Annotated in this window: 21 protein-coding genes, 1 riboswitch and 1 other annotated feature; of the genes, 9 read left to right on the top strand and 12 right to left on the bottom strand. The window is 42.7% G+C overall.

Features of this window, described 5'->3' with window-relative positions:
* Positions 1-390 precede the first annotated feature (390 nt).
* From IGI88_RS00005 to recQ, 3 genes are read right to left on the bottom strand one after another with little or no spacing between them, the layout of a single operon-like run.
* A complete protein-coding gene (locus tag IGI88_RS00005) occupies positions 391-1,131 on the bottom strand; it encodes a MurR/RpiR family transcriptional regulator (RefSeq protein ID WP_429960069.1) in 741 nt (246 codons plus the stop codon).
* Between the two features lie 57 nt (positions 1,132-1,188).
* Positions 1,189-1,608 (bottom strand): GNAT family N-acetyltransferase, encoded by a 420-nt coding sequence (locus IGI88_RS00010; protein WP_005236549.1) that lies wholly within the window; start codon positions 1,606-1,608, stop codon positions 1,189-1,191.
* 56 nt (positions 1,609-1,664) lie between these two features.
* Entirely contained in the window at positions 1,665-3,431 is a 1,767-nt protein-coding gene (gene recQ / locus IGI88_RS00015) for a DNA helicase RecQ (protein WP_429960070.1), read from the bottom strand.
* 118 nt (positions 3,432-3,549) lie between these two features.
* On the opposite strand from recQ, the gene IGI88_RS00020 reads away from it, so the two are divergent.
* Complete coding sequence (locus IGI88_RS00020) at positions 3,550-4,665, top strand: NAD(P)/FAD-dependent oxidoreductase (protein WP_429960071.1); 1,116 nt, start codon at positions 3,550-3,552, stop codon at positions 4,663-4,665.
* A gap of 93 nt (positions 4,666-4,758) precedes the next feature.
* Here IGI88_RS00020 and IGI88_RS00025 read toward each other — a convergent pair whose 3' ends face one another.
* Both IGI88_RS00025 and IGI88_RS00030 read right to left on the bottom strand, forming a co-directional pair.
* On the bottom strand, positions 4,759-5,769 hold the full coding sequence (locus IGI88_RS00025; protein ID WP_008381564.1) for a plasmid pRiA4b ORF-3 family protein: 1,011 nt from the start codon (positions 5,767-5,769) through the stop codon (positions 4,759-4,761).
* Between the two features lie 65 nt (positions 5,770-5,834).
* The gene (locus IGI88_RS00030) at positions 5,835-7,379 is read right to left on the bottom strand and encodes a zinc ABC transporter substrate-binding protein AdcA (RefSeq protein ID WP_008381566.1); all 1,545 of its coding nucleotides are present in this window, start codon (positions 7,377-7,379) and stop codon (positions 5,835-5,837) included.
* 323 nt (positions 7,380-7,702) lie between these two features.
* A riboswitch (TPP riboswitch) is annotated at positions 7,703-7,802 on the top strand.
* A 94-nt stretch (positions 7,803-7,896) separates the two neighbouring features.
* Between IGI88_RS00030 and IGI88_RS00035 the strand changes: the two genes are divergently transcribed.
* From IGI88_RS00035 to IGI88_RS00050, 4 genes are read left to right on the top strand one after another with little or no spacing between them, the layout of a single operon-like run.
* A complete protein-coding gene (locus IGI88_RS00035) occupies positions 7,897-8,520 on the top strand; it encodes a YkoF family thiamine/hydroxymethylpyrimidine-binding protein (protein WP_005236559.1) in 624 nt (207 codons plus the stop codon).
* The gene (locus IGI88_RS00040) at positions 8,513-9,115 is read left to right on the top strand and encodes an ECF transporter S component (protein WP_005236560.1); all 603 of its coding nucleotides are present in this window, start codon (positions 8,513-8,515) and stop codon (positions 9,113-9,115) included. Before IGI88_RS00035 ends, IGI88_RS00040 begins: the two co-directional genes overlap by 8 nt.
* Positions 9,112-10,524, top strand: a complete 1,413-nt coding sequence (locus IGI88_RS00045) for an ABC transporter ATP-binding protein (RefSeq protein WP_429960072.1) — start codon at positions 9,112-9,114, stop codon at positions 10,522-10,524. Before IGI88_RS00040 ends, IGI88_RS00045 begins: the two co-directional genes overlap by 4 nt.
* Positions 10,451-11,131: an energy-coupling factor transporter transmembrane component T family protein gene (locus IGI88_RS00050; protein WP_052533188.1), complete on the top strand. Its 681-nt coding sequence runs from the start codon at positions 10,451-10,453 to the stop codon at positions 11,129-11,131. The genes IGI88_RS00045 and IGI88_RS00050 overlap by 74 nt, the downstream gene beginning before the upstream one ends.
* A gap of 62 nt (positions 11,132-11,193) precedes the next feature.
* Here IGI88_RS00050 and IGI88_RS00055 read toward each other — a convergent pair whose 3' ends face one another.
* Positions 11,194-11,712, bottom strand: a complete 519-nt coding sequence (locus IGI88_RS00055) for a signal peptidase I (RefSeq protein ID WP_016613282.1) — start codon at positions 11,710-11,712, stop codon at positions 11,194-11,196.
* A 178-nt stretch (positions 11,713-11,890) separates the two neighbouring features.
* Between IGI88_RS00055 and IGI88_RS00060 the strand changes: the two genes are divergently transcribed.
* Complete coding sequence (locus tag IGI88_RS00060) at positions 11,891-13,732, top strand: hypothetical protein (RefSeq protein ID WP_429960073.1); 1,842 nt, start codon at positions 11,891-11,893, stop codon at positions 13,730-13,732.
* A gap of 96 nt (positions 13,733-13,828) precedes the next feature.
* Positions 13,829-14,033: a binding site (T-box leader), on the top strand.
* A 41-nt stretch (positions 14,034-14,074) separates the two neighbouring features.
* On the top strand, positions 14,075-15,508 hold the full coding sequence (proS, locus tag IGI88_RS00065; RefSeq protein ID WP_005236573.1) for a proline--tRNA ligase: 1,434 nt from the start codon (positions 14,075-14,077) through the stop codon (positions 15,506-15,508).
* A gap of 47 nt (positions 15,509-15,555) precedes the next feature.
* Here proS and IGI88_RS00070 read toward each other — a convergent pair whose 3' ends face one another.
* The 6 genes from IGI88_RS00070 to IGI88_RS00095 all read right to left on the bottom strand — a co-directional run bounded on the left by IGI88_RS00070 (position 15,556) and on the right by IGI88_RS00095 (position 22,348).
* Positions 15,556-16,560 carry a lipoate--protein ligase gene (locus IGI88_RS00070; RefSeq protein WP_005236575.1) on the bottom strand — a complete coding sequence of 335 codons (1,005 nt, stop codon included), beginning with the start codon at positions 16,558-16,560 and terminating at the stop codon, positions 15,556-15,558.
* A gap of 18 nt (positions 16,561-16,578) precedes the next feature.
* On the bottom strand, positions 16,579-17,319 hold the full coding sequence (locus tag IGI88_RS00075; RefSeq protein WP_429960074.1) for an MBL fold metallo-hydrolase: 741 nt from the start codon (positions 17,317-17,319) through the stop codon (positions 16,579-16,581).
* 207 nt (positions 17,320-17,526) lie between these two features.
* Entirely contained in the window at positions 17,527-18,312 is a 786-nt protein-coding gene (locus IGI88_RS00080) for a DUF975 family protein (protein WP_242693811.1), read from the bottom strand.
* 9 nt (positions 18,313-18,321) lie between these two features.
* Positions 18,322-19,404: a M42 family metallopeptidase gene (locus IGI88_RS00085; protein WP_005236602.1), complete on the bottom strand. Its 1,083-nt coding sequence runs from the start codon at positions 19,402-19,404 to the stop codon at positions 18,322-18,324.
* 135 nt (positions 19,405-19,539) lie between these two features.
* Complete coding sequence (locus IGI88_RS00090) at positions 19,540-21,594, bottom strand: FtsX-like permease family protein (protein WP_429960075.1); 2,055 nt, start codon at positions 21,592-21,594, stop codon at positions 19,540-19,542.
* On the bottom strand, positions 21,584-22,348 hold the full coding sequence (locus tag IGI88_RS00095; RefSeq protein WP_005236606.1) for an ABC transporter ATP-binding protein: 765 nt from the start codon (positions 22,346-22,348) through the stop codon (positions 21,584-21,586). Before IGI88_RS00095 ends, IGI88_RS00090 begins: the two co-directional genes overlap by 11 nt.
* Before the next feature lie 286 nt (positions 22,349-22,634).
* On the opposite strand from IGI88_RS00095, the gene nrdD reads away from it, so the two are divergent.
* Together nrdD and nrdG are read left to right on the top strand one after the other, a co-directional pair.
* Positions 22,635-24,830 (top strand): anaerobic ribonucleoside-triphosphate reductase, encoded by a 2,196-nt coding sequence (gene nrdD, locus IGI88_RS00100; protein WP_005236607.1) that lies wholly within the window; start codon positions 22,635-22,637, stop codon positions 24,828-24,830.
* Positions 24,831-24,910: 80 nt separating this feature from the next.
* Positions 24,911-25,507: an anaerobic ribonucleoside-triphosphate reductase activating protein gene (gene nrdG / locus IGI88_RS00105; protein WP_005236608.1), complete on the top strand. Its 597-nt coding sequence runs from the start codon at positions 24,911-24,913 to the stop codon at positions 25,505-25,507.
* The last annotated feature ends 25 nt before the right edge of the window (positions 25,508-25,532 follow it).

Below are 25,532 nucleotides of genomic sequence, written 5' to 3' on the forward strand. Positions count from 1 at the left end.
ATGGTTTTCAAACATGTCATACTAATTATATCGATGTTCTACTTAGAATAAAATTCACGATATTCCTCGATCGATGAATATCCTGCATGAAGTTAAAAAAAACATACGTTTCATTCATATGTTATTGTTGCAACTATTTTAGAAACTTGCCATCTCCCTTTTATACAACAAAAAGCTCAATGATCTTAGATTACGTTATTCCTTTAATCCTCGACACCTTGAATCGACGCTTCATGTCAGGCGTCCCTCTCATTTTCTATCAACAAGACTGAACCGTAATTAGCTTGCTAAAATGCAAAAAAACAAACAGGTCCAAAAGTCATCAAAAGAAAAGTCTCTTGATCCATTAAACCTGTTTGTTTTTTTCATTTATTTAAGGAAAAATGTAGCTTATTCCCCTGCGGACAAAGAAAACTGACGAACCGTCTCCGACAACGCTTCGACTAAGAAAAGGCAAGGAATTTGCGTCGTCAAATCTTCATACTTGTTGATGCGTTTCACATCAACTGAATAGTCTAAGACATAATCGGACATTCGCCCCAGTGTGCTGTTGGCGTCACTGGTGATTGCTACAGTGGTGAAGTCAGGATTATTACGAAAGCCATTGACCACTTCAATGATCTCGGTGGTCGTTCCGGTGATTGAAAGGACCACGATCATATTGTCTGACGTATGCTTCAGCTTCGCAAAGATTGGATAGGTATTATCCACCAAAGCATAACTGTTAAATCCGATCGTGGCAAAACGGCGGGCAGCATATTCACACATTGAACCTGACGCACCGATGCCATAAAAAATAATATTCTCACATTCCAGCATTCGTTCAGCGATTCGCCGGATTTTTCCTTCGATGTCTCGCGGGAAGCGTTCCGGATCCAAAACGGTCATACTGCTAAAAAAACTGACAGCATCTAACTCAGGTGCTTTGAACTGGGTACGAAATTCTGTAAAGCTCTCATACCCTAATTTACGGATAAAGCGCATAACAGAAGAAGATGAGGTGTGGGATTCAAGCGCGATCTCACGGACCCGCATATAGGGAATCTTATCACTTTGGCTCGACATATAATGATAAATCGCACGATCGGTCTCTGATAACTCATTGAAATCGATTTTTCCAAAAAAAGACATAGTAAACGCTCCTATTTTCTCATTCTCCTATCAATGTACCACAAGCTAGCAAAAACATCACAACTGTTTGATAAGAAATAATTCCATCGGCTGTTCAAATCCAGGACTTGTCAAAAGTAACCCACCGGCATCTTGGTAACCAAGGTTGCGATAGAAATGCTGTGCCTGCTCGTCGACTTGCGTGGAAGTCAAACAAAGAGCATGGCCGGCTGCTTTTTGCTGTTGTTCCCAATAAGTAACCAACCGTTTCCCAAGTCCCTTGCCTTGATGCGCTTCTGCGATCACTAACATGGTACAAAAAGGAATCGTGTCCCAGAAAAAATTGTAGCGCAGTAACCCTACTGGCTGTTCGTCTGCAACTATCACATAAGCAGTTTTTTCCATTATCTTTTTGGCGAAGACTTCCTTTGGTAAGTGAGTATCCAAAGAAAACCAAAACGCTTGATCTGCAGCTATTGCCGGTCGAATCGTAATCACTGATTTTTCGTCCCTTCCTGCTGTTTTTTGTCTTATCGTAGAGAAAATGGTCTTTTTTAATCACTTTCCGTCTTTTCGTATTCAGAAAGCAATGCTAAAAAGGCATCGCCATACTTATCCAATTTGTTTTGGCCAACCCCTTTGATCTGTAAAAAATCGATCGGCGTTTTTGGCTGAACTTCCGCCAATTCTCGCAGTGTTTTATCAGAAAAAACGACATACGGCGGCAAATTTTGTTCTTGTGCGAGATTCAATCGTAAGGTGCGCAGTTGATCGAACAGTTCATCATCAACCACTAACTGTTTGACTTTGGTTTGTTTTCTATAAACTTTTGCTTTTCCAAGCAACACATCAATCCCCACATTGGTCACACTTAACAAAGGGTATTGCCCTTCAGACGGCAAAAGATACCCTGATGCTGTTAAATAATCGATCAGCTGATTGACTTCCTTTTGGGACCAATCTTTCATTAATCCATAAGTTGGTAACTTTTCAAAGCCCCACTGTTTGACTTTTTGGTCGCCAGAGCCCGTTAGCACTTTCCCCACCAAGGCTTTCCCGAAGCGTTCGCCCATTCGTTTCACACATGACAACACTTTTTGTGTATCCACTGTGATATCCACTTGTTCTCTTTCATCAAGGCAATTGCTGCAACGACCGCAATCGGGTCCATCTTCTCCAAAATAACGCAAAATATAGCGCTGTAAGCACAGTTGGGTATGTCCGTATTGGCTCATCTCCCGCAATTTCAAGTATTCGTTTTGGCGATAAAGAATATCTGATTCGGATTGATCGATAAAAAATTGCTGAATCTGCATGTCTTGTGGAGCATAAAGTAAGATCGCATCACTGGGTTCGCCGTCTCGTCCGGCACGCCCGGCTTCCTGATAATAAGACTCCAAATTTCCAGGTATCTGGGCATGGATCACGAAACGGACATTGCTTTTGTTGATTCCCATCCCGAATGCATTGGTCGCTACCATCACTTGCAGGCGGTCATAAAGAAATTCTTCTTGGAAAAATGAGCGCTCTTCTTCTGAAAGTCCGCCATGGTAATACCCGACGGACACGCGTTCATGTTTCAACAGGTGATAGATCCGTTCCACTTCCTTGCGGGTACTGGCGTAAATGATACCTGATTGTCCTTGGTTCATTTTCAAATACGTTGTGATGTAGGTATCTTTTTGATCCTTGACGACTTGAAAAGCCAAATTTTCCCGAGCAAACCCGGTTTTGACTTGATTTTCTGCCGGAATTGAAAGTAAGTTTTCGATGTCTTCGGCAACTTTGGGTGTAGCTGTCGCGGTAAGGGCAACGATCGTTGGCTTCTGCTCCCAGTTTTCGATCGTTTCGGCGAGTCGCAGATAGCTCGGGCGAAAATCATGTCCCCATTGGGAAATACAGTGGGCTTCATCAACGGCCAATAAAGCGATCGGCATCTTCCGCAATGAGTAGCGGAAAGATTCTGAGTCTAAGCGTTCTGGCGAAACATACAGCAGTTTGATTCGCCCTTGGCGTGCTTCTTGCAAGCGTTGATTGATCTGTGCTCCTGTCAAGGAAGAATTGATATACGCTGCTGGGATCCCCATATCAACGAGGCTATCTACTTGGTCTTTCATTAATGAAATCAAAGGGGAGATGACCAAGGTCACTCCATCCAGCAAGAGCGCTGGCAATTGATAACAAATGGATTTCCCTCCACCTGTGGGCATGATTCCCAAAACATTTTGTTGTGTTAAAATAGATTGAATAATCGTTTCTTGACCTTCACGAAACTGTGAATAGCCAAAATGTTCTTTTAAGACTGTTTGAATAGTTTGCATAATACCCTCTTTTCCATTTCCTTATTATACGCAATTAAGTACGCAAAGAAAACGGCATTAAGAGAACTTTCGCTTTTTATTCGCTTTTCAATGAAATCAAACAAAGGAGTCTTCTACTATGAAAAAAGTTATGATTATCGGCGGTGGGATCATCGGTTTGACCCTCGCCAATTATCTTGATAAAACCAAATTTGACGTGACTGTCATTGATTCCCTCATCGGTCAAGCAACATCTGCCAGCGCTGGCATCATTTCCCCTTGGCTATCCAAACGCCGCAATAAAAAATGGTACCAGTTAGCACAAGAGGGAGCCGCTTTCTTCCCGAAATTGGTACGGGATTTTGCTTTAGATGAATCCATCTATGCCCCATGTGGCACTTTGGTAGTGCGACCAGAAAACGCGCTTCAAGAACTGGCAGAATTAGCTGAAAATCGACGTAAGGCGGCACCAGGAATCGGCGAAATCGACTTACTGACGGGCTCACAAACCAAAGAGGTATTGCCATTACTAAAAGAAATGCCCTCTTTACGAATCACAGGCGGTGGCCGCTTAGATGGTCAGGCTTATCTTGCCCACTTAAAAGCAAACGCTCAGCAGCAGCAAGTGACTTTTATTGAAGAAAAAGCTGAGATCGTCAGAAACGGCCACCATTGGCAAATCAAAACCAAGGATCACTTTCTTGAGACCGAGATTCTTTGCCTGACAGCTGGACCGGGATTACTAGACTTGTTATCACCTTTAGGGTATCAGGTTGATATCCGTCCGCAAAAAGGCCAGTTGCTCTCTTTTGCCACCAACCTGCCGACAAACAGTTGGCCGGTCGCCATGCTAGAAGGCGAAGGCGACTTGATTCCCTTCTCTAATGGTCAAATTTTATTAGGCGCTACTCATGAAAATGATGCTGGTTGGGATTTGACACCTACTGAAGCAGCTCAACAGCAATTGATGACAGGAATCGGTGCTTTTCTTGAAGACCCCGAAGCACTCTTTGCTGCCCCAATGACTATGCGAGTCGGCACACGCGCTTATACCTCTGATTTTGCGCCTTTCTTTGGGGAAGTGCCTGATGAAACGAATTTGTTCGCCGCCAGCGGGCTAGGTTCTTCCGGTTTAACGACGGGACCTTACATCGGTTATCTTCTAGCAAATCGGATCAATGAGGTACATGCGCAACCAACAGACTTCTCGTCCTACACCAAACCGATGACAGAGTATATCAAAAAGCGCCTTTGATAGGAAACCACTAAAAAACCACCAGAACCGTTACGGCCTGGTGGTTGTGCTGTTTGATTCTTGTAAAATTACGGACAATTTCCTAACTACTAGTTAAACATATTCTCCTGTTTCCCAATAATCGAGTAAAACTTCATTGATGATCTCACGATCCAGTGGTTCACGGATATCATCATCAAAGGCATCTTCGATCGGGACATCGCCCACAGCTTTGATACAAACCGGGACGACCGGATTCGGATGATCCTCTGCTGTCAACACTTTTTCAATCTTGATCTTATGTGTCCAATCTGCCCCCATATCATAAATATAGGTCATGGACTTACAATACTGAAAATCTTGGTCAATAGCGGACGCATCCGTTGGAACGGAATTGCCTAAGCCGATCGATTTCGAGCCGGCAATAAACAAATACAAATGTTGATTCATCCACTCAAAGGCAATCTGGATCAAAATATGTAGCTGTTCATAGGTCAGCCCTGCAGGAATAATCAAACGACGCCAAATTGGCGGACGGTATCCTTCTAAATCAATACGGACCTGATAGGCGACCGGCGTATCTGCTGCGTCATCAAAGGCCGTATGTTTTGTTGGAAATGGGACGATTTTTGGCGAGATTGCAGCAATCCGTGGGTCATCAACGGGCAATAGATCATGTTCTTCGGGATCGGTGTCTTTAATCATTGCTAACATCGCTTCTTTCTTTTCAGCTGACCAAAACTGTGGTTTGGACATCCGAGCGAAAAAGATAGGTTGTTTTTCAGCCAATACAAAGGCAATTTCTAGGTATTGCGATTTGGTAATATGCTTTTCTTTATACATGCAGTAATAAAAGTCTTCAATGGCTGTTTTGGCAAACGGAAGAAAATTTAGACTGTACGGTACTTCTTGAGGCAGCATTTCAGTATATACCCATTCAACAAAGACTTTGTCTTTTAGTTTGGTCATGCCGCCATCTGTTTCCGCGCAAAAGATCAAGTAAAAAACAGGATCTAAGTAATGCTCAAGATCGTCGTCACTAACCACACTGGGTCCGCCATACAAATCAACGTGATCCATCATCCGGTCAATCACTTTCGCTAATTTCTTCAATGTTTTTTCCAAAAAAATCTCGCTCCTTCCTATCAAGTTTACTTTGACGAAAAGAGCGAGGATTGTCAATCTTTTTTTTAATGGGAGAGCATTTCCTGTGCAATTTCTAATCCGCTCATCCCCGTTGGGTAATAGGTCGGCCAATGCTCCATTTCCTCTAGTAACGCTTCATGACTCTCGTTGCCAAAGTAGATATGGAAATGATGTGAAGCACCTGGTGCGATCATATGGTCGCTAAATTGGATATATTTGAACGCCGCATCTTCATCGGTGCTTTCAAATAAGAAGCGTACGCCACGATTACCAGCAGAGTAGTTCAAAACCTCTTTGCCAGTATACACATACTTAGCTTCTTTCTCTGTACCATCATCAAAAATAAATGTCATTGTATTGTCTGTGATCTTGATCTGAGCAACATCCGTTTGATACCCTGTCGTATAATACTCTTTGTATTCGTCAGCCGTCATTTTCTTGTCCATTTTTGCTTTATAATCAAACACTTGATCCAATGTTCCGTCTTGTAAAAATGGGTAAACGGATTGCCAGTCTCCTGCCCAGTCAGATAAAGGACGGTCTTGTACATCGGCATCCTCAAAGTAGCCGTTATAAACTGTTTTTTCTTTTTCGGCTTCAGCCATTTCTTTGTCATTTGCTACATCGGTGGTTTTTCTCAAGGCATCGCGGTTTTGCTCCATAATTGAAATGTAGTCTTCCCCGTTATCCATCTGCTCTTGGGTCAAGCCTTCTAATGGATTCAAAACAGCCAGTTCGACTCCTGCTTCTGACGCTAACGTCCGGGCAATGCTGTCTTTGGCATTTTCTTCAAAATAGATCGTCTGAATGCCTGTTTCTTGAACGAACTCTTTTAGTTCTGCGATCCGTGAAGCGGAAGGCTCTTCACTTGGTGAAAGACCGGAGATCGGAACTTGGGTCAATCCGTATTCTAAAGCTAAATAACCAAAAGCGGCGTGCTGCGTTACAAAATGATTTTGCGCCGGATTGCTAAATGCTTCTTCATACGATTCATGAAGATCTTGTAACTGTGCTAAATAATTTGCAGCATTTTCAGCAAAGGCTGTCGCTTTCGCTGGATAAGCCTCACTCAGCTGGTCACGGATCGCCTCTACTTGTTTCATGGCTAAGCTTGGGGCTAACCAGACATGGGGATCTAATTCATGAGAATGACCATCATCGCCGTGGTCATGATCGTGATCGTGGTCGTGGTCATCGTCACCGGGCAACAGGACCATTCCTTCTGTGGCTTTAACCACTGTCACATCCCCGTCATTTAACGTGGCTTCAATCGAAGGAACCCACATTTCCATGTTCTCATTGTTGTAGACGAAAACATCCGCATCTTGGATCTTTGCCATATCTTTTGCAGAAGGTTCATAATCGTGGGAATCAGTGCCTGCGGGCATCAATAATTCAACCTCCCCTTCATCCCCTACAACTTGACGAGCAAAATCATACATCGGATAAAACGTAGCCATGACCTGGATTTGTTCATTATCAGAAGCAGCGTTGCCTGATTGTTCAGTTGCATCAGAGCCTCCTTGTCCACAGGCCGCCAAAGCTAGGGCTACTGTTGATAACATCGTTATTTTAAAAAACTTCTTCATTTTCAAAATACACTCCTTTTTATTTTTCCATATTTCCTTTTCCTCGGCAAAACACTGATAAATCAATTACGATTTACAAAAACAAAACGTAACGTTTACGTTTTACCATCGGTTTTCTACTTTACACAACTATTTACTCCTTGTCAACAGCTTTTCAAGATGTTTTTTTATATGTAAAAACTTTCATATGTACCACTGCTGATATCATTATTAACTTACTGAATGGATCGGTTGATTCGGCAACAATCGGCAAATGACGAAAATCGCTATCTATTGTCCTTTGTCGCCTCCTGTGCTACACTCGAGGGGTAATTGAATACAAGATTATCCACTAGGGGCGCTTTATGCTGAGATAGACGTATGTCTGGTCCCTTAGAACCTGATTTGGTTAGTACCAACGTAGGGAAGTGGCAGCGCATGATTTTTCGCGTTCCCATTTTTTCTGTCTACGTGTGGATAGAAAAAGGAGGAACGCTTTTTTTGTAGACAGAAAAACCATCGAGAGGAGAAGAGAAAAATGACAAATGAACCAATCGCCTGTGCGGCAGATGGGATCGATATCACGGGGTGCCGAGTTAGCTTGTACCCAATGAAAGACCATTTCGCGCAACAAATTTTAACAAGTATCGAAAAAACGAATACGAGCGCTGTTTGGCAGCAGACCGATCTGTTCAGTACCCTTTTTCGAGGGGAAGCGCCTAGTGTCATAGACGCAGCAGAGGCGCTATTTATCAACGCCTACGAATCAAAGACACACCTCGTGGGTGAGTTTACTTTTTCCAAAGGCTGTCCCGGAGACACTGCGGGTGACACATTCTTGAATGGCGAACAGGCGCAACCCAATAAAGGAAAGAACCTTGCGAATGGTGACTTTTTGGTTGATTGCAAATATTCGTTTTACGTATTTGGCGAAAATCATTATATGGAAGAAATCGCCACGATCGTCCAGCTGGCAGAGACTCATGGCTTGAGCCCTCGTTCCGCTCACTATGTGACGATGCTGACCGGATCAGCAAGCCAACTCTTTGCGTATTTTGAAGCCGCATTAGCCTATGCCCATGACCATCTCCCCCACTATGTTCTGGAAGCGACTGTTTCGGTCAATAGCCCTTCAAAAAAGGAGGCGATGCCACATGACTAAGTGGGCTTTGAAAGATGTCATCATGGTAGGAATTGCTTCGTTGATTTTTGGCGTGATCTATCTTGGGGCTGTCCATTTCGGATTGTTGTTAGGTACGCTTCTAACGCCCTTTGGATTATCTGTCTTAGCCAATGAGTTTATCTTTGGTGTTTGGTTCATGGCGGCAGCTTTTGCCGGATATGTGCTACGTAAGCCGGGAGCAGCTACGATCACTGAAATGATTGCGGCTCTTTTAGAAGTGTTTATGGGAAATTTTTATGGACCTATCATTTTTATTAGCGGTTTTGTACAGGGGATCGGAACAGAAGCCGGCTTTGCATTAGGCCGCTACCGACGCTACGGGTGGTTCCCTTTAGTTACTGGAGCCGTGGGCGCCACGATCACGAGTTTTCTTTGGGGAATCATTCGGTCAAATTTCATTAACCTACAATGGCAGTTGCTGTTGGCGATCTTTCTTATTCGCTTGCTTTCTTCGTTATTCTTTTCAGCCTTTTTAGTGAAGATCGTCTGTGACCACTTGACACGGATGGGGGTCCTCAACAGTTACCCCATTGCTGAAGATCAAACGGTCATCGTCAAACGGAAAACCGCATGAGCCTGTCGGTAAAAAACGGCAGTTTTTTGGTGGATCAAAAGCGACTTGAATTGACTCTGTCTTTGGCCCCTGGTGAAACAAAAGGGATTTATGGTGCTTCAGGAACAGGAAAAAGCACCCTTTTCCATCTCTTAGCGGGACTAAATGAGAAGGGGTTTGATGGAGGGACGTATACGATTGACGGCCAAACGATGAACCAGCTTTCCATCCGGGAAAGAAGCACGTCCGTCAGCTTATTGTTTCAAAATCCTGATATGCAATTTTGCATGGCAACACCGCGAGAAGAGTTGCTTTTCTGTTTAGAGAATCAATGTATTTCCCAAAAAGACATGCCAAACAAAGTGGCTGAAGCTTTGGCATTTTGCGAGATTACCCACCTTGCTGATCAACCTTTCACGACCTTGTCTGGTGGTGAAAAACAGCTAACCGCATTGGCTTGTTGTCTGATATTAAAAAGTCGTTACTTGCTTTTGGACGAACCCTTTGCCAATTTGGATTCGGACACAAGTCAAAAAATCATACGAAAACTGCAGCAAATCCAACACAAAAATGCTCTTGGTATTTTATTGATCGATCATCAAATCAAAGAGACCGCTAACTGGGTCGATGAGTGGCTGCTGATTGAAGAGGAATTCAGAACGATCAATCAAGCAGCGCTCCGCCAACTTGATCAGCACCTACGCAAGTCGCTGCCGCTTGTGAACATTAAATCGACTTCTAACGAAAAACGGCTTTCATTTCAAAATTTCCGATTACCCATCCGAAACCATGAAATTATTTTCCCAGATCTTGCCTTTGATAAGGGCTCACTGATTGGAATCACTGGACGTAGCGGCAGCGGCAAGTCTTCGTTTTTAAAAGCTATTTTACAGCAGCAGGCCTATAAAGGGGATATTCTTTTGGCAGGTAAACCAATCAAGAAGTATCCGTCACCTTTTCGCTCCATCAGTTGGATCATGCAAAATCCGCAAGACCAATTTTTGGCAGCTACCGTTGCGCAAGAGCTTAGCCAAGGAAGCGCCCCGACCGAGAGCGACAAACTACTCGAAAAATTGCGTCTGCAAAACAAGAGTGCCCAGTCGCCTTTTCTACTGAGTCAAGGACAGCAACGGCGCTTGGCTGTTGCCTCCTTACTGCAGCGCCCGGTCGACCTACTGCTAGTAGACGAGCCGACATATGGTCAAGATGTCACACAAGCTTGGCAGATCATGGAGCTATTAGCTGCTAAAGCAACCACTGGCACGTTAGTTTTGATCGTTAGTCACGATGTCTTATTGTTGCAACAGTTTTGCTCGCAAATCATTGATTTCAATTGCTATCAAAAGGAGGTCGCAGATGCGTACACTCAATCCCACAGTCAAGTTATTCGCCATTTTAGGACTCGCCTTAGTGGTTTCTTTTCAAAATAATTTCAGATTGAATTTATTGCTCTCTGTCCTATTCTTCGTTATTACTGTAAAAGAGCGCTCCTTGAAAAAAAGTCTTTTGCTCTTTTCTGCATTGACATTGGCAGCTGTAGGGGTCTTTTTCACTGGTCTCCTTTACTATCAAGACCATCAAGGCGACCCCTCCTCAACGGCAGCTATTCACTATGGGTTTGACATGGCGAGCCGTATCTACTGCTTCGGTATTCTGGGCAGTTCCTTCAGTGTGACGACCACGATCAATGAATTGATTTATTCGCTGCAGCAACAGCTGCATCTACCTGCCGTTTTTGCGTACGGTCTGCTCGCTGCGTTTCAAATTGCTCCGATCATTCCAGCAGAGTATCAAAACATCCGCAATAGCATGCGTTCCAGAGGAATCTCAGTCAATTCGTTTTCTTTCAAAATGTTGATTCCTTTACTCGTCAAATCCATTCGCTGGTCCGAACTTTTGGCGACGGCAATGCTTTCAAGAGGTTTCGACGGTGAAGGAAAGCGAACTTATGCCAAGACATTTCGAATCACTTTTATGGATACGCTGTTTTTATCCTTATGTTTGATGGTGGGACTTGGCGGAACACTCATCCTATAAAGGGGAAAGAGACAAAAAGACAAAGAAACGTAAGGGTTTCTTTGTCTTTTTTCATTGATTTATTAAGAAGTGATCGTCTTTTTTACTGAACCAGATTTGATTTGGTAAAACGTAACAAACATCGTCGTTGCTAATATATACAAGGCGAAAAGAAGATACATGTTTTTAAACAGCTGGATCGTCGTTTGGTTCAACCAGGCCCCTACTTTGGGAATATAAAATATCGGCTGGCCAATCAATTGACTTTTTTGAATTTCGTTTGGTTCCATCTGATTTTGATTGTCGCCAATGGTGTAGAGCACCGATTGATTTTCCCCAACCGCAACGATTCGCCGCGTCCGCATCTGTCTACCTTGATCAACATAATACGTTACTTCGTTGCCAACCACTAAATTATCTTCAGAAGCTTTTTTTACAAAAAGGAGTGTCCCTTCAGAATATGTCGGTTCCATTGCATCACTAGCAACAATAGCCATTGTGAAACCAAACGCATGTGGGATCACCACAATTAGTACAGACAGCAGCATGAACATCAGTACAAAAAGTGAGAGCATGATACTTTGTTTTGGAAAAAGCTTCATTTTCTATTCTCCTTCTAAACCTCAGTTTCTTTTATGATTCTATAACATAACTCTATTTTTTTCAAATATTTAAAAACGTTTCATTGAATTTTTATACGAAGATTACTCGATTATTATTTGACTTTATTTAATTATTTATATTATGCTAAAGGCGATTAAAAAACAGAGGAGAAAAAGTATGCCTTTTTTAAATAACAAGTTTTTTTTAAAGCGTTGGATTCCCTTCATCCTTCTGGTCCTATTTTTACTGGGAAGTATTGTCTTTTTTCTCGTTCTTTTTTTATTCCCAACTTCTGATATCCATGCAGTGGAGAAAAAGGAAGACTGGATTTTCTATGCTGAGGACAATCCCGAATCTACTTTTATTAGCCGTTATGTGAAACATTTACCTAGTGTAAAAGCCAATGATCGTTTTGTGATGAAGCGAAAAATGACCAACGATTATAAATACCCTACAATGTTACTAATTGGCGATCATCAACACATGACTGTCTATCTCGATGATCAAGAAATTTACACCAACGATGAGCCCAATGATCCACTGACTCTCAATCATCCAGGCAAAACATTGTCTTTTATCACCTTGCCTGAGGATTATGTTGGTAAAACCTTGAAAATATACGTGACTAGTCCTTTTGACACCTATTCTGGCTTCCCAGCAGAAGTCTTTTTTGGCCCTGCAAATGCACTGATCGGCTATGTCTTCAGTCTGTCAATTTTAAATATTTACATTCTTTTATTTACTGGTTTTATTTGTATCATCAATTTATTTTATGTCTTAGTTTCTTTTATCAATCAACGAAGGCTGAAAATATCTTCTCTCTTATTCAGCGGCTTTGCCTTAACAGCAGGCTTGGAAGCGGGCTTCAGCGATATGCTTGGTGGACTACTGTTTCCCCCAATCGTCAACTCTGTAATGTTAAATATTCTTTCTATTATTACACCAATGTTTTTGATCGGCTTTTACTGCACGAATATGCATTTTATTCGCAAGTACTACCAGAAATGGTTATACTTCCACTATTCATTCGGTCTGTTAGCGATACTTTTCGCACTTTTCCAAGCACAAAGTTTGCCCGTCATCATGAATTATATGTTCTTGTTGAATATTACCAGTACCTTCGTTACTTCTTTTGCAGCAATCTATGAAGCATTGAAAAAAAATCCTTTTTATGTCATTTGTGCGCCTTGGATCGTGATTGCGGCTATTGGTCATTGTTTCTTGTATATTCAGGATATTTTAGTTTTGCCACAATCTGATATCAATTGGCGTTCGATCATCTTTTTCTTATTAATTATCATTTTTACTTGCTACGGCTTCCTTGAACTCTTTTTTGCCAGCGAGGGTAAAAATAAGCAGATCGATACGGCAGACATCAAAGTGCGTTTATATGAGAACCAACAAGCGATCAGCCCTGAACAAACGCTAAAATGGCAGCAAGTTTTACGGACCATCAAACAAAGAACCCATACGGTCAAGGATATGTTAGAAGATCAGCAGTTGGCAGCGGCCTATGAAGGCCTTAGTGAGATTGAAGAACAGATCAAGCAGCAGTTAACGAGTCCTTCCGTTGAAAAAGATTCACTCACGACGATGCTGCTTGCTAATTATAAACACACAGCTGCTCAAAAAAGGATCACCTTTGCCTGTGATGGCATCATAGAACCACTGGAACAATTGGCGGAAAATGATCGTCTATCCTTGATTGCTCATTGCCTAGAGTACGCCATCCGATACACTTGTGCGGTCACTGATCCTCAAAAGCGAAGACTCGCGTTGAGGGTGAATGACACGAATGGCCAATTGTATATCGACTGCCAAATGCCGCTTCTCTCAAATGAAGAAGCAGAAAAACTACAGAACAATGAAACCAAACGACAGGCGATGCAGGCTGACATGCAAATGCTAGAACAACTTTGTTTAGCCTACCAAGGAAGTATCCGGATTGAAGAAACTGACGGGCTTCACCTCTTGCATTTGACACTTAGGGCGAAAATAGATCCGCTGTCTTTCGACTGACCGTCTTGTTACATTAGTTTTAAAGGAGCGATTTTAAGAAAAAGCGAAAAAACTCTTGCTTTTTTCGCTTTTTCGCTTTAGCATGATAAAGAACAGCAACAAGCATTGGAATAGTAGTTTTATGATGGTCTTAGAGAGTCGATGGCAGCTGAAAAATCGACACCCACTGATAAAATGAACCTACCCAATGGCAATGACCGCAAAACGGTCGGTGGAAAGGCCTTATCCTTTATGAGTTGGATTATCCCGATAGATAATCAACAAAGGTGGTACCGCGAAATCCAAGCATTTCGTCCTTTTTTAGGACGAGATGCTTTTTTATTTTTTTAAGGAGGAAAAAGAATGACACAAAAAAATGATTTTACAGAATGGTATATCCAAACGATCCAAAAAGCCGAATTGATGGCTTACTCCCCAGTGAAAGGCTCCATTATTTTCCGTCCTGACGGCTTCGAACTTTGGGAGCATATCCAAGAAGAGTTCAATCGATTCTTGAAAAAAGAGGGCATTCGCAATGCGTACTTCCCAATGCTGATTCCGCAAAATTTCTTTATGAAAGAAGCCGATCATATTGAAGGTTTTGCGCCTGAATTGCCATGGGTCACAGAAGTCGGCAATGAAAAATTGGAAGAACCTTTGGCCTTGCGTCCAACCTCAGAAACCATGATTGGCTCTGCCTTTTCTGATTGGATCAACTCCTACCGTGACCTGCCTTATGAAATCAATCAATGGGCAAACGTCTTTCGTTGGGAAAAGAAAACATTGCCTTTCTTGCGTACCTCAGAGTTTTTATGGCAAGAAGGCCATACCGCTCATGAAAACGAAGAAGATGCACGTCAACGCACCATGAAAATCTTGGATGAATATGCCCGCCTTTGCGAAGAATTCCTAGCGATCCCTGTTTATCGCGGACAAAAAACCCCTTCTGAGCGTTTTGCTGGAGCAGTTGATACTTATTCGATCGAAGCGATGATGAAAGACGGCAAAGCAGTCCAAGCAGGAACCAGCCACTACATGGGGACAAAATTTGCTGAAGCATTTGATATTACGTATTTAACGAAAGAAAACAAGCATGTCCATGCCCACACAACCTCTTGGGGTGTCTCTACCCGCTTGTTGGGGGCCTTGATCATGACCCATGGCGATGAAAATGGGTTAGTTTTCCCACCAACCATTGCACCAACCCAAGTTGTGTTGTTACCAGTCGGTCCATGGAAAAAGAATCCAGCCATCTTAGAAAAATTAGAAGAACTGTATGCCAACTTTAAAGCCAAGGGCATTCGTGTTCGATTGGATGATTCTGATAACTCACCTGGCTATAAGTTCAATGAATGGGAACTAAAAGGCGCTTGCTTGCGAATCGAATGTGGCCCAAGAGATTTAGAAGCTGGCAAAGTGATGGTCAAAGTCCGCGACTTGGCTGACAAGCAAACAGTCGCCCTTGAGGACTTGGAAGCCTTCGTTGATCAAGAACTGCAAGCAATGACCCCACGCTTATTGGCAGCTGCGAAGGAACGTAACAAAGATAATGAGTACACCAACATCGATACATTGGATGAACTAAAAGCCCATATCGAAACGTGCAAACAAGAAGACAAAGTGACTGGCTTTGTTTTGATCGGTTGGGACGGCTCGGAAGAAACGGAAGCGAAAATCAAAGAAGAAACCGGCTTTACTACCCGAAACATTCCGTTTGAAGCACCAATGGAAAAAACAGTCGATATCGTCAGTGGCAAACCTGCCAAGCATACCGTTTGGATCGCCCGCGCATACTAATAGAAAAAACGAAGCAGCCAGATTGAAAAGGCTGCTTCGTTTTTTGATTAATAAATCAATGAAAGAAAATCTTCAGGCGTGATGTTGCCAAAATATTTTTTAACATCAATGTTGGCGATGACTTGTGCCAAATCTTCCTTGGCATAACGAGTTCCGATCAGGGCTTGTTCGACATCTGCAATGTCCCCTAGTCCGAAAAAGTCGCCAAAGATTTTGGCATCCGTGATTTTTCCTTCTGCCACATTCAAACGAACTTCGATGGAGCCGATTGGGAAGCGATGACGGCGTTCAATATCAAAAGCTGGAGATTTACCGTAATTCCAATCCCAGTTGCGATAATACTTATCGGAAATCTCATTGATCTTGACCCAATCCTCTTCAGTCAGTTCATAGGTTTTGACTTCTTCCACGGAATCGACACCAAAAATCTTCAATAAGATTTCTTGACGGAACTCTTCAGTCGTCATGTCTTGCTTCTCTTTTGGCAAGAATGGTTTGATGTTGGTCACTCTTGAGCGGATCGATTTGATGCCTTTTGATTCGATTTTGTCTTTGCGGACTTTCAAGGCGTTGACCACTTCATTGATGTCACTGTCAAACATGATCGTCCCATGAGCAAACATCCGACCATTCGTTGCGTACATCGCATTCCCAGAAAACTTCATGTCGTTGATCACAAGGTCGTTGCGCCCTTTTAGTTGCGCCCCTTCAACCCCCATCTCATGCAAGGCTTGGACGATTGGTTTGGTCAGTTTTTCAAAATCTCTGAAAGAATTGCCATCGTCAGGCATAATAAAGCTGAAATTCAAGTTTCCGAAATCATGATAGACTGCACCGCCGCCGCTGAAACGACGAACGACATGAATCCCATGTTCATCCACATATTCCTTATTGATCTCTTCGATCGTATTTTGATTGCGTCCAATGATAATCGATGGTTCATTAATGTAAAAAAGTAAGATTGGTTCATCCACTTTCATTTCTTGAAGAAGAAAAATCTCGATGGCTAAATTGATGCGTGGGTCGTTCAGTTCATTCGGTACAAAAAGCATACTATTCGTTCCTCCTAATTAGATGATTTCTACTATTTTTTGAACAGCCGCCAACTCAACAGGGATTCCATTGGCAGCTAGTGCAGCCTCTTCTCGTAACTGTTCTAAGTCACCGTGTTGCGGCAAATGCGTCAACATTAATTTTTTCACCTGCGCTGCATGGGCGATCTCCCCTGCTTCTTTTGAAGTAAAATGAGCCTTGTGCCGCTCATTTCCTGCAAAAAGATAGGTATCTGCCAAGAATAAGTCAGCCCCTTCAGCAAACGGAACGAAAGATTCTAAATAGCCAGAGTCTCCAGTAAAAACAAAGACCTTGCCCGTACTTTTCTCAACAAATCGCATGGCATAGCAAGTGACTGGATGGATCGTTTTCATAAAGGTAATCGTGAACGGGCCCAATTCCAACGACTCAGACTGAAGGTAATCAAATCCTTGGGTCACTCCCGGCATCGTCAGACTTTCAAAATGAACCCTGTCCTCCCCATGACCGTAGATCGGCAAAACCTGCCGTTCTTCGTTTTCGGGATATAATTGCCAATAGTATTGTAATACCCCCAGATCCGCAATATGATCTTGATGGTAATGTGTCAAAATCACTGCATCTAAGTCTAAGGGATCAAGGATCTTTTCTAATTGGACCAAGGTGGTACTTCCCGCATCAAGCAGCAAATGAAAGCCATCTGACTCTACTAAATAGCCAGTAGTCCCTTCACCATTATACGGATAGGCACCTAAACAACCTAAGACAGTTATTTTCACATGTGTTTCCTCCTCTTTGGCTCCAGCTGATTTTCTACTTCTTTTATGCTATCACATCTCAGCTGATTTGACTAAAATCCGACCATTTTTTTTGCTAAAAAGGATCAAGAAAATGAGAAAAAAACGACGTCTATTGATGAATCCCTTGAATGAGTGTTCTACTCTATCCTTAAGGAACCATTCCAATGGTACGTCGTCTTTTTTTGCTTATCTGATCAGCGCTCGTTGTTCATTGATCAATTCTTCATAGAATGCTGCGTTGACCGCATACGCATAGGCGTTTGCCCACAACATCCCGATCAAAAGCGCCAAGAAACCCAGAATAAACCAACCAATCAGTGATAACTGCAGCCAAATGTATTGCCCCAGATGCGGCCGTAAGAGAGCAAAGGCTACTTTGATAGACTGAAGAACCCCTAATTCCGGTTGATCATAGCGCAGATAGATTGCTAATTGGATCACACCAGTAACGACTTGTGACAAAAAGAAGAACAAAATGATGGAGAGAAAGGTCCCAATCACAAAAGCGACCGAACCATTAAACATAGCCACATCAACAGAGATTCCCCGATTAAAATTTAATACCAAGTCCAAATACTGATTGAGTCCTGATAAGACAAACTGCGGCAAGAAAATCGCAAAACTCAAAAGATAATTTAAAAGCGCGCTCACTAAGTTTAATAGCAAAAACGGTACATACAGACGCTTATCAAAGACGAGAAAAATATCCGCCACCTGGATTCCTCTGCCACGAACCAGATAGAGTGCCATAATACTCAATGCTACTGAAAAAGCAAAGAAGACAAAATTGTCCAAGATCAGATCGATCCAGCTCTCTGCATTGTTTGCACCAAAAGAAGTCCCAATACTACTAAAAAGCGAGCTGACCACCGCTTGTACCGCAACCGTTGCTAAAATACTTAAGACGAACGTTCCCCAGAATCCGCGCAAGGAGTTTTTAGCCGTCTCTCGAATCATTGTATTTGATCTCATAGACTCACCTTAATAACTGCGCAATGCTTTAACGGTCTTATCGTCTAAGCGGCGAACCACTTCCGTTACAAGCTTGACTGTATTGAAGTAGTCATCCTCATGAATGACAGAAGTATGAGAATGCAGGTAACGAACTGGCACAGTAATAGCGATCGAAGGAACCCCATCACGAGTCAAATGCATTTGACCAGCATCGGTTCCCCCACCAGTGATCACGGTATATTGGAAAGGAATTTCCATCTCTTCGGCGACATCGATCACAAAATCCAATAATTTCTTGTGAGGAATCATGGAAGCATCGAAAATCAAGACTTGTGGGCCTTTGCCTAACACAGAATCCGCTTCTTTTGGTGTCATTCCAGGTGTGTCCCCAGCGGTACCAGTATCTAGGGCGATAGCGATATCAGGATTCACTAAGTGAGTGCTTGTTCGCGCACCTCGTAGTCCAACTTCTTCCATCACGTCACTGCCGGCAAACAAGCAGTTTGGATGTCCTTCGGCTGCCAAGGTTTCTAATACCCGTAGTGATACCGCCGTACCGATTCGATTGTCCCATGCTTTGGCTAGCAAAAATTTGCTGTCGTTCATCCGTTTGTATTGGATATAGGGGGTGATCATGTCTCCAGGACGGATGCCCCAGCCTTTGGCTTCCTCTTCGCTTGACGCGCCGATATCGATGAACATATCTTTGATATCGTAAGGTTTGTTTCGAGTCTCTGGACTCAACACATGGGGTGGTTTTGAGCCGACGACACCGTGGATCAATTTGCCATCATTGGTTTTGATCTCCACTTGCTGTGCCAGCATCACTTGCCCCCACCAGCCACCAAGGGTTTGAAATTCGATAAAGCCTTTTTCCGTAATTTTCGTTACCATAAAGCCGACTTCATCCATATGTCCCGAAATAAAAATTTTCGGACCGCCGCCATCACCAACATGTTTGGCAATGACACTTCCTAAACCATCAAAAAAGATATCTTCAGCAAAGTCTTTGGCATATTCTTTAAAGACTTCACGCACTTCCTCCTCATTCCCAGGAACCCCACGTGCAGTCGTTAGGTCTATTAAAAGCTGTTCTTCTTTTTTCTCCATCTTGCTTCCTCCTTTGTCTCATTGATTATGATTATACCATTCTCTTAATCTGGTGCCAGAGGGAAATACAAAAAGATTGGTTAAACGAAAAAAAACGATCCTAGTTTCCTAGAATCGTTTTATCGTATAAATAGATCAAGTTTCAATAATCCGCAGACACAGCTTGACGGTAATCAAATAGGCAAACAGATAGACGACTGCTGCCACTGCTGCAAACAAATGAGCAACCCAATACCCGGGACTATCGATGATCTGTGTGAAAGTATTGATGGCAAATACCGCATGCAAAATCGCCAATAAGGTGCCAGGCATAAAAATCCAAATGTTTTGCCAGTACACCAACTTGCGCACTTCATTACGGGTGTAGCCTAATTTTGTCAATAGTCGGTAATTGTACTTTTCCCGCTCCGTGTTAGAAAATTGCCGAACGATCAAACTACTAGACGTGGTGATCAAAACGATCACCCCAACAAATAGCGATACGAACAAAATGATTCCTGCTTGTCGTCGCACCCCGCGCATTGTTGTAAAGCGATTGGCTAACGTTAGCCGATATGCGGTCGTCTGACCACTATCACTACTTGAATCCCGAGCGGTCTCTGGATAAAAGCGTACGTTTTTTTGGTCGTCGCTAAATTCATAGGTCATTGGATGCGCCCACTCGATTGGCAGCTCTTCATCCAACAACTGTGTCAGCGCGTCTGTTTGCACCTTTTCGGTCTGTAAATAAGCAATGGTATAGGTGAATCCTTTGATTTGTTGGTACGCCTCATCTTGAATGACAAGGACATTGGGTAAAGAATAGCGTAAAGCACTATCACCAAAATAATCTTGTTCGGCTTGAATGAGTTTAAAATTATGCTGACTGCCGACTTTGACTTCATCGCGATATGTGATAAATGAACGAGTTACGTCGTATTGACTGTCAAAAAGTACAGCTTGCTTATCAGTACTCAGTCGAATCTCAGGAGCACCCGGAACCAGTTTTCGCAGACGCTGATAATCCGAAAGTGCCACCAGATTCACCATCATATTTTCGACACTTTCATCTTGTAACTCTCCTAGGTAGCGTGTCTGCACCGTCATATTGGTCATTTTGTAGGGAATTGCTTGTTCCGCTGTTATTGGCACATCCGACTTTTCTAAAAGGGTACGCAAGGCCCCTGCCTGCTCTCCTGACACCTGAAAGGAAGTTGGATAGATACGGTTCGTTGCTTGGTAATTCAAAGAGATGACCCCCATTGTTCCCCCGATCAATGAAATCGCGATTGCAGTGATGATCGTCAAAAGGGCGTAGCTTTTCCACGTCCTTTGCAAGTAAGCACGCACGTTATTGTAAGCAATCAGTTTCGCCCCTTTGATAAGACGTTTTTTCGGCTTACTCAAAAAATACAATAGTGCTGGCAAGGAACAATCAAAAAAGAGATAGGTTGCCGTTATACAGCAAAATAGAATCAGTAAAGGGATCCATAGAATCGCTGAAAAATCTTGCGTATACGTGATATAGTTGGTCCATGTTTCCCTTAGGGTCAATGACAGATAATACCCTACCCCAAGTAAAATCAGACCTAGGACCCCCATCAATGTACGAAACGGAGTCATTTTCATTTTTTTGATCGGTAAGCGGTATTCGGTCTTGATCAATTCACTCATTGGGGTACGCCAAACAAAAAGGATCACTTGAATACTCAATATAATCATTGCGGCGATAAAGACAAAGACCGTCGAAAAAATCGATTGCGGTGAATTAAAGAAATGACTGGTCAAATTTAGGCCCATCGCCCGAATCAAAATCATTGAGAAGAATTTTGAAAAAATAATTCCCATAAAGATACCGGTCACTAGAGAGAAAAAATTTAGTAAAAACGTTTCCCGTAGCAACAGCCAAGCAAGACGACCTTGTCGCAACCCCAAAAGCTGGTAAACACTGATTTCTTTTTGTCGCTGACTAAGAAAAAAATGATTGGCACTCAGCATAAAAAACAAGACAACAAATGCGACCACACTGCTGCCAAATCCTAAAACCCCTTCAATGCGGATGTCTTGCTGGACCCGTTGATTCAAGAGGCGATCGTTCATCAAGGCATTAAATGAATAGAAAATCATCACAGCGGTCATCATACAAATAAAATACACCATATAATTGCGAAACTGCCGCAAAAAACTCCGCCAGCCGATTTTAAACAACATGGCGCGGACCGCCTCCAATCGTAGCCTGCATATCGATGATTTTTTCGAAAAATTCCTGACGGCTGCCTTTTTTGACAACTTCCGCAAAGAAGACACCATCGCGAATGAACAGAATCCGATTGCAGTAGCTGGCGGTAAAAGGATCGTGGGTGACCATCAAGATCGTCGTTTTTTCTTGTTGATTGATCTGCGCTAAATACCGTAACAATTCTGTTGCCGCTTTTGAATCAAGGGCTCCCGTGGGTTCATCAGCAAAAAGGACCGCCGGACGACTGATGATCGCCCGAGCAGCAGCGACCCTTTGTTTTTGCCCTACAGACAATTCTTCTGGGTAGCGATCCAACAAGTGTTCGATCCCTAACAAATTGGCCGTCTCCTCGATACGTACTTGAGTTTCCTTCACGGGCAAGCGATCAATCGCTAAAGGAAGCAAAATATTGTCTCTGGCTGTCAATGTCTCTAAAAGATTAAAATCTTGAAAGATGAAGCCAATCTGCTGACGGCGAAAATCGCTGAGGGCTTTTTCCGACATTCGGGTAATGTCTTTGCCATCGATATAGATCGAGCCTAAGCTAGGTCGCATGATTGAAGACAAAAGATTCATCAAGGTCGTTTTCCCAGCACCGCTGGGCCCCATGACCCCAACAAATTCTCCTTGATCCACTGCAAAAGAAAGGTTATCTAATACTTTGGTTTGATTGAAACGGGTGCCGTAACTTTTTGTCAGATGCTTCACATCGATCATATTTTTCACACAGAACCCTCCTTTAAAAAAATTCTCTCCTTATGGTAGCATACTTTCTCATTGAATACTTCTGCTTCAAAACAGAGAAAAAATAAATTTAAAAAAGTTTTTATTCATTATGTGAAACATGGAACAACCAAATCCTTAATCTTATCAAGTTTTCTCGAAAACACCTCAATGAATATACACCATATATTGTGTATATCCAAAACACAAACCCTTTTCGACTACTATATATAGTTGCTCATTTCTACAATTTGTTTTATTATATTGTGGAAGATAAGGAGTGGTAGAAATGATGAACATTAAGAGAAATCCTGAGCAAGGGTTGGAAAGACAGTCCGCTTTGCGTCAGTTAAAAATCGTAAAACGTGATGGACGGCTTGTCGATTTTGATGATCAAAAAATTTACGATGCGTTAGTGAAAGCCCTAAGAAAAATCAATGGCGAGCTTTCTCCCATCGACCACGAAAAAATCACCGAGATCGTTGACAGTGTCGATCACGAGATCGCGGAACGTTTTCGTACGAATGTAAAAATCTATGAGATCCAAAATATCGTCGAGCATATCTTATTAGCAAAAAACGAGTATGCCTTGGCTGAAGAATATATCAACTATCGGACCCATCGTGATTTCGAGCGCAGCAAAGCCACAGACATCAACTTTACGATCAATAAATTGATGAATAAAGATCAATCGGTCGTCAATGAAAATGCCAATAAGGATAGTAACGTGTTCAACACACAACGTGATTTGACCGCTGGGATCGTAGGAAAATCGATTGGTTTGAAAATGCTGCCTCCTCACGTGGCAAATGCCCACCAAAAAGGCGACATTCATTACCATGACTTGGATTATCATCCATATACCCCAATGACCAACTGCTGCCTAATCGATTTTAAAGGCATGCTAAATAATGGGTTTAAAATTGGGAACGCCGAAGTGGAATCGCCAAAATCGATCCAAACGGCCACCGCTCAAATCTCACAAATCATTGCAAATGTAGCATCGAGTCAATATGGTGGCTGTTCTGCTGATCGAACAGATGAATTATTGGCTCCTTTTGCTGAGTTGAATTACCAAAAACATTTAAAAGATGCCGAAGAATGGATTGAGACACCCGAACGTCGGGAAGCTTACGCGAAGAGCAAAACCCGCAAAGATATCTACGATGCAATGCAAAGTCTAGAATACGAAATCAATACGTTATTCACCTCTAACGGACAAACGCCGTTTACTTCCCTTGGCTTTGGTTTAGGAACCAACTGGTTCGAACGGGAAATTCAACGAGCGATTCTCCAAATTCGCATCAACGGGTTAGGCAGTGAAAAGCGTACCGCTATTTTCCCAAAATTGATTTTTAGTATTCGCCGTGGGGTCAACTTGGCACCTACCGATCCGAACTATGATATTAAAGAACTGGCTTTAGAATGTGCCACTAAACGGATGTACCCGGATATTTTGAATTATGATAAATTGGTTGAATTGACTGGGAGCTTTAAAGTGCCGATGGGCTGTCGTTCTTTCTTGCAAGGCTGGAAAAACGAACGTGGTGAAGAAATCAATGTCGGTCGGATGAATCTAGGTGTCGTGACATTGAATATTCCACGGATCGCCTTAGAAGCAAATGGCGATCAAGAAAAATTCTGGTCACTGCTGGAGGACCGTCTGCAAATCGTTAAAGATGCCCTTGTCTATCGAGTGGAACGCTGTAAAGAAGCGAGTCCCGCCAATGCGCCGATCCTTTATATGTATGGGGCTTTCGGTGAACGTTTGGATCGCAAAGACAATGTCAACGAATTATTCAAAAACAAACGTGCCACTGTTTCGCTTGGTTACATTGGTTTATACGAAGCTGCTTCGGCTTTTTATGGTGGAACTTGGGAACAAGACCCAGAAGCAAAGGCCTTTACGATGGCGATCGTGAAAGAATTGAAAGCTCATGCCGATGCCTGGGGCGATGAATACGGCTATCATTTCAGTGTGTACTCGACCCCTAGTGAAAGCTTGACCGATCGTTTCTGTCGCTTAGATACCGAAAAATTCGGTGAAGTTGAAAATATTACCGACAAAGAATATTATACCAATAGCTTCCACTATGATGTGCGGAAAAATCCGACACCATTTGAGAAACTTGATTTTGAAAAGGACTATCCAAAATACTGTTCTGGTGGCTTTATTCATTACTGTGAATATCCAGTCTTGCAGCAAAATCCAAAAGCGTTAGAAGCAGTTTGGGATTACGCATATGATCGGGTCGCTTATCTTGGAACAAATACCCCTATCGATCACTGTTACGAGTGCGGATATGAAGGAGACTTTAATCCAACCGAACGAGGCTTTGAATGTCCACAATGTGGCAATCACGATCCAAAAAGTTGTGATGTTGTCAAAAGAACCTGCGGGTATCTTGGAAATCCTCAAGCTCGCCCGATGGTCAATGGTCGTCACAAAGAAATCTCTGCTCGGGTCAAACATTTGCAAGAATAATCATAAAAGGAGTGTTAGATTTCTTCTATACTCCTTTTATCCAACAACCCCTGTAATTCACAATAGAAAGAAGTTTTCTTATGAGAAATCCTAAGCCCCAAGAATGGAAAGCAAACGAGTACAGTCAAAATTATATCGCTGATTACAAAGCCTTCAACTTTGTGGACGGTGAAGGCATCCGAAATAGTTTATATGTGAGCGGCTGCCTGTTTGCTTGTGAAGGCTGTTTCAACAAAGCCGTCCAAAACTTTCGCTACGGCACACCTTTTACCCAAGAGCTAGAGGATCGAATCATTGAGGATCTGCGACATGACTATGTTCAAGGACTGACCCTCCTAGGCGGCGAACCTTTCTTGAACACGACGGTCTGTCTGAAAGTTGTTGATCGCGTTCGCGCCGAATTTGGTCATAGCAAGGACATTTGGAGCTGGTCAGGCTACACTTACGAAGAACTGCTCTTGGAGACCCCTGACAAACTAGAACTTTTATCCAAAATTGATATTTTGGTGGACGGCCGTTTTGAACTCAGCAAGCGAAACCTTAACTTGCAGTTTCGTGGTAGCAGCAATCAACGAATCATTGATCTTGCTGCATCTCGAGAACAAGGAAAAGCGGTTATCTGGGCAAAGTGCAAAGATGCTGAAGCAAGTTACGAACAAATCAAAAAACAAATTTAACGACTCAAAACACCGTGCATCTTGA

This window comes from Enterococcus sp. AZ179 (assembly GCF_050498885.1).
GTDB classification, from domain to species: Bacteria; Bacillota; Bacilli; order Lactobacillales; family Enterococcaceae; genus Enterococcus_D; species Enterococcus_D entomosocium.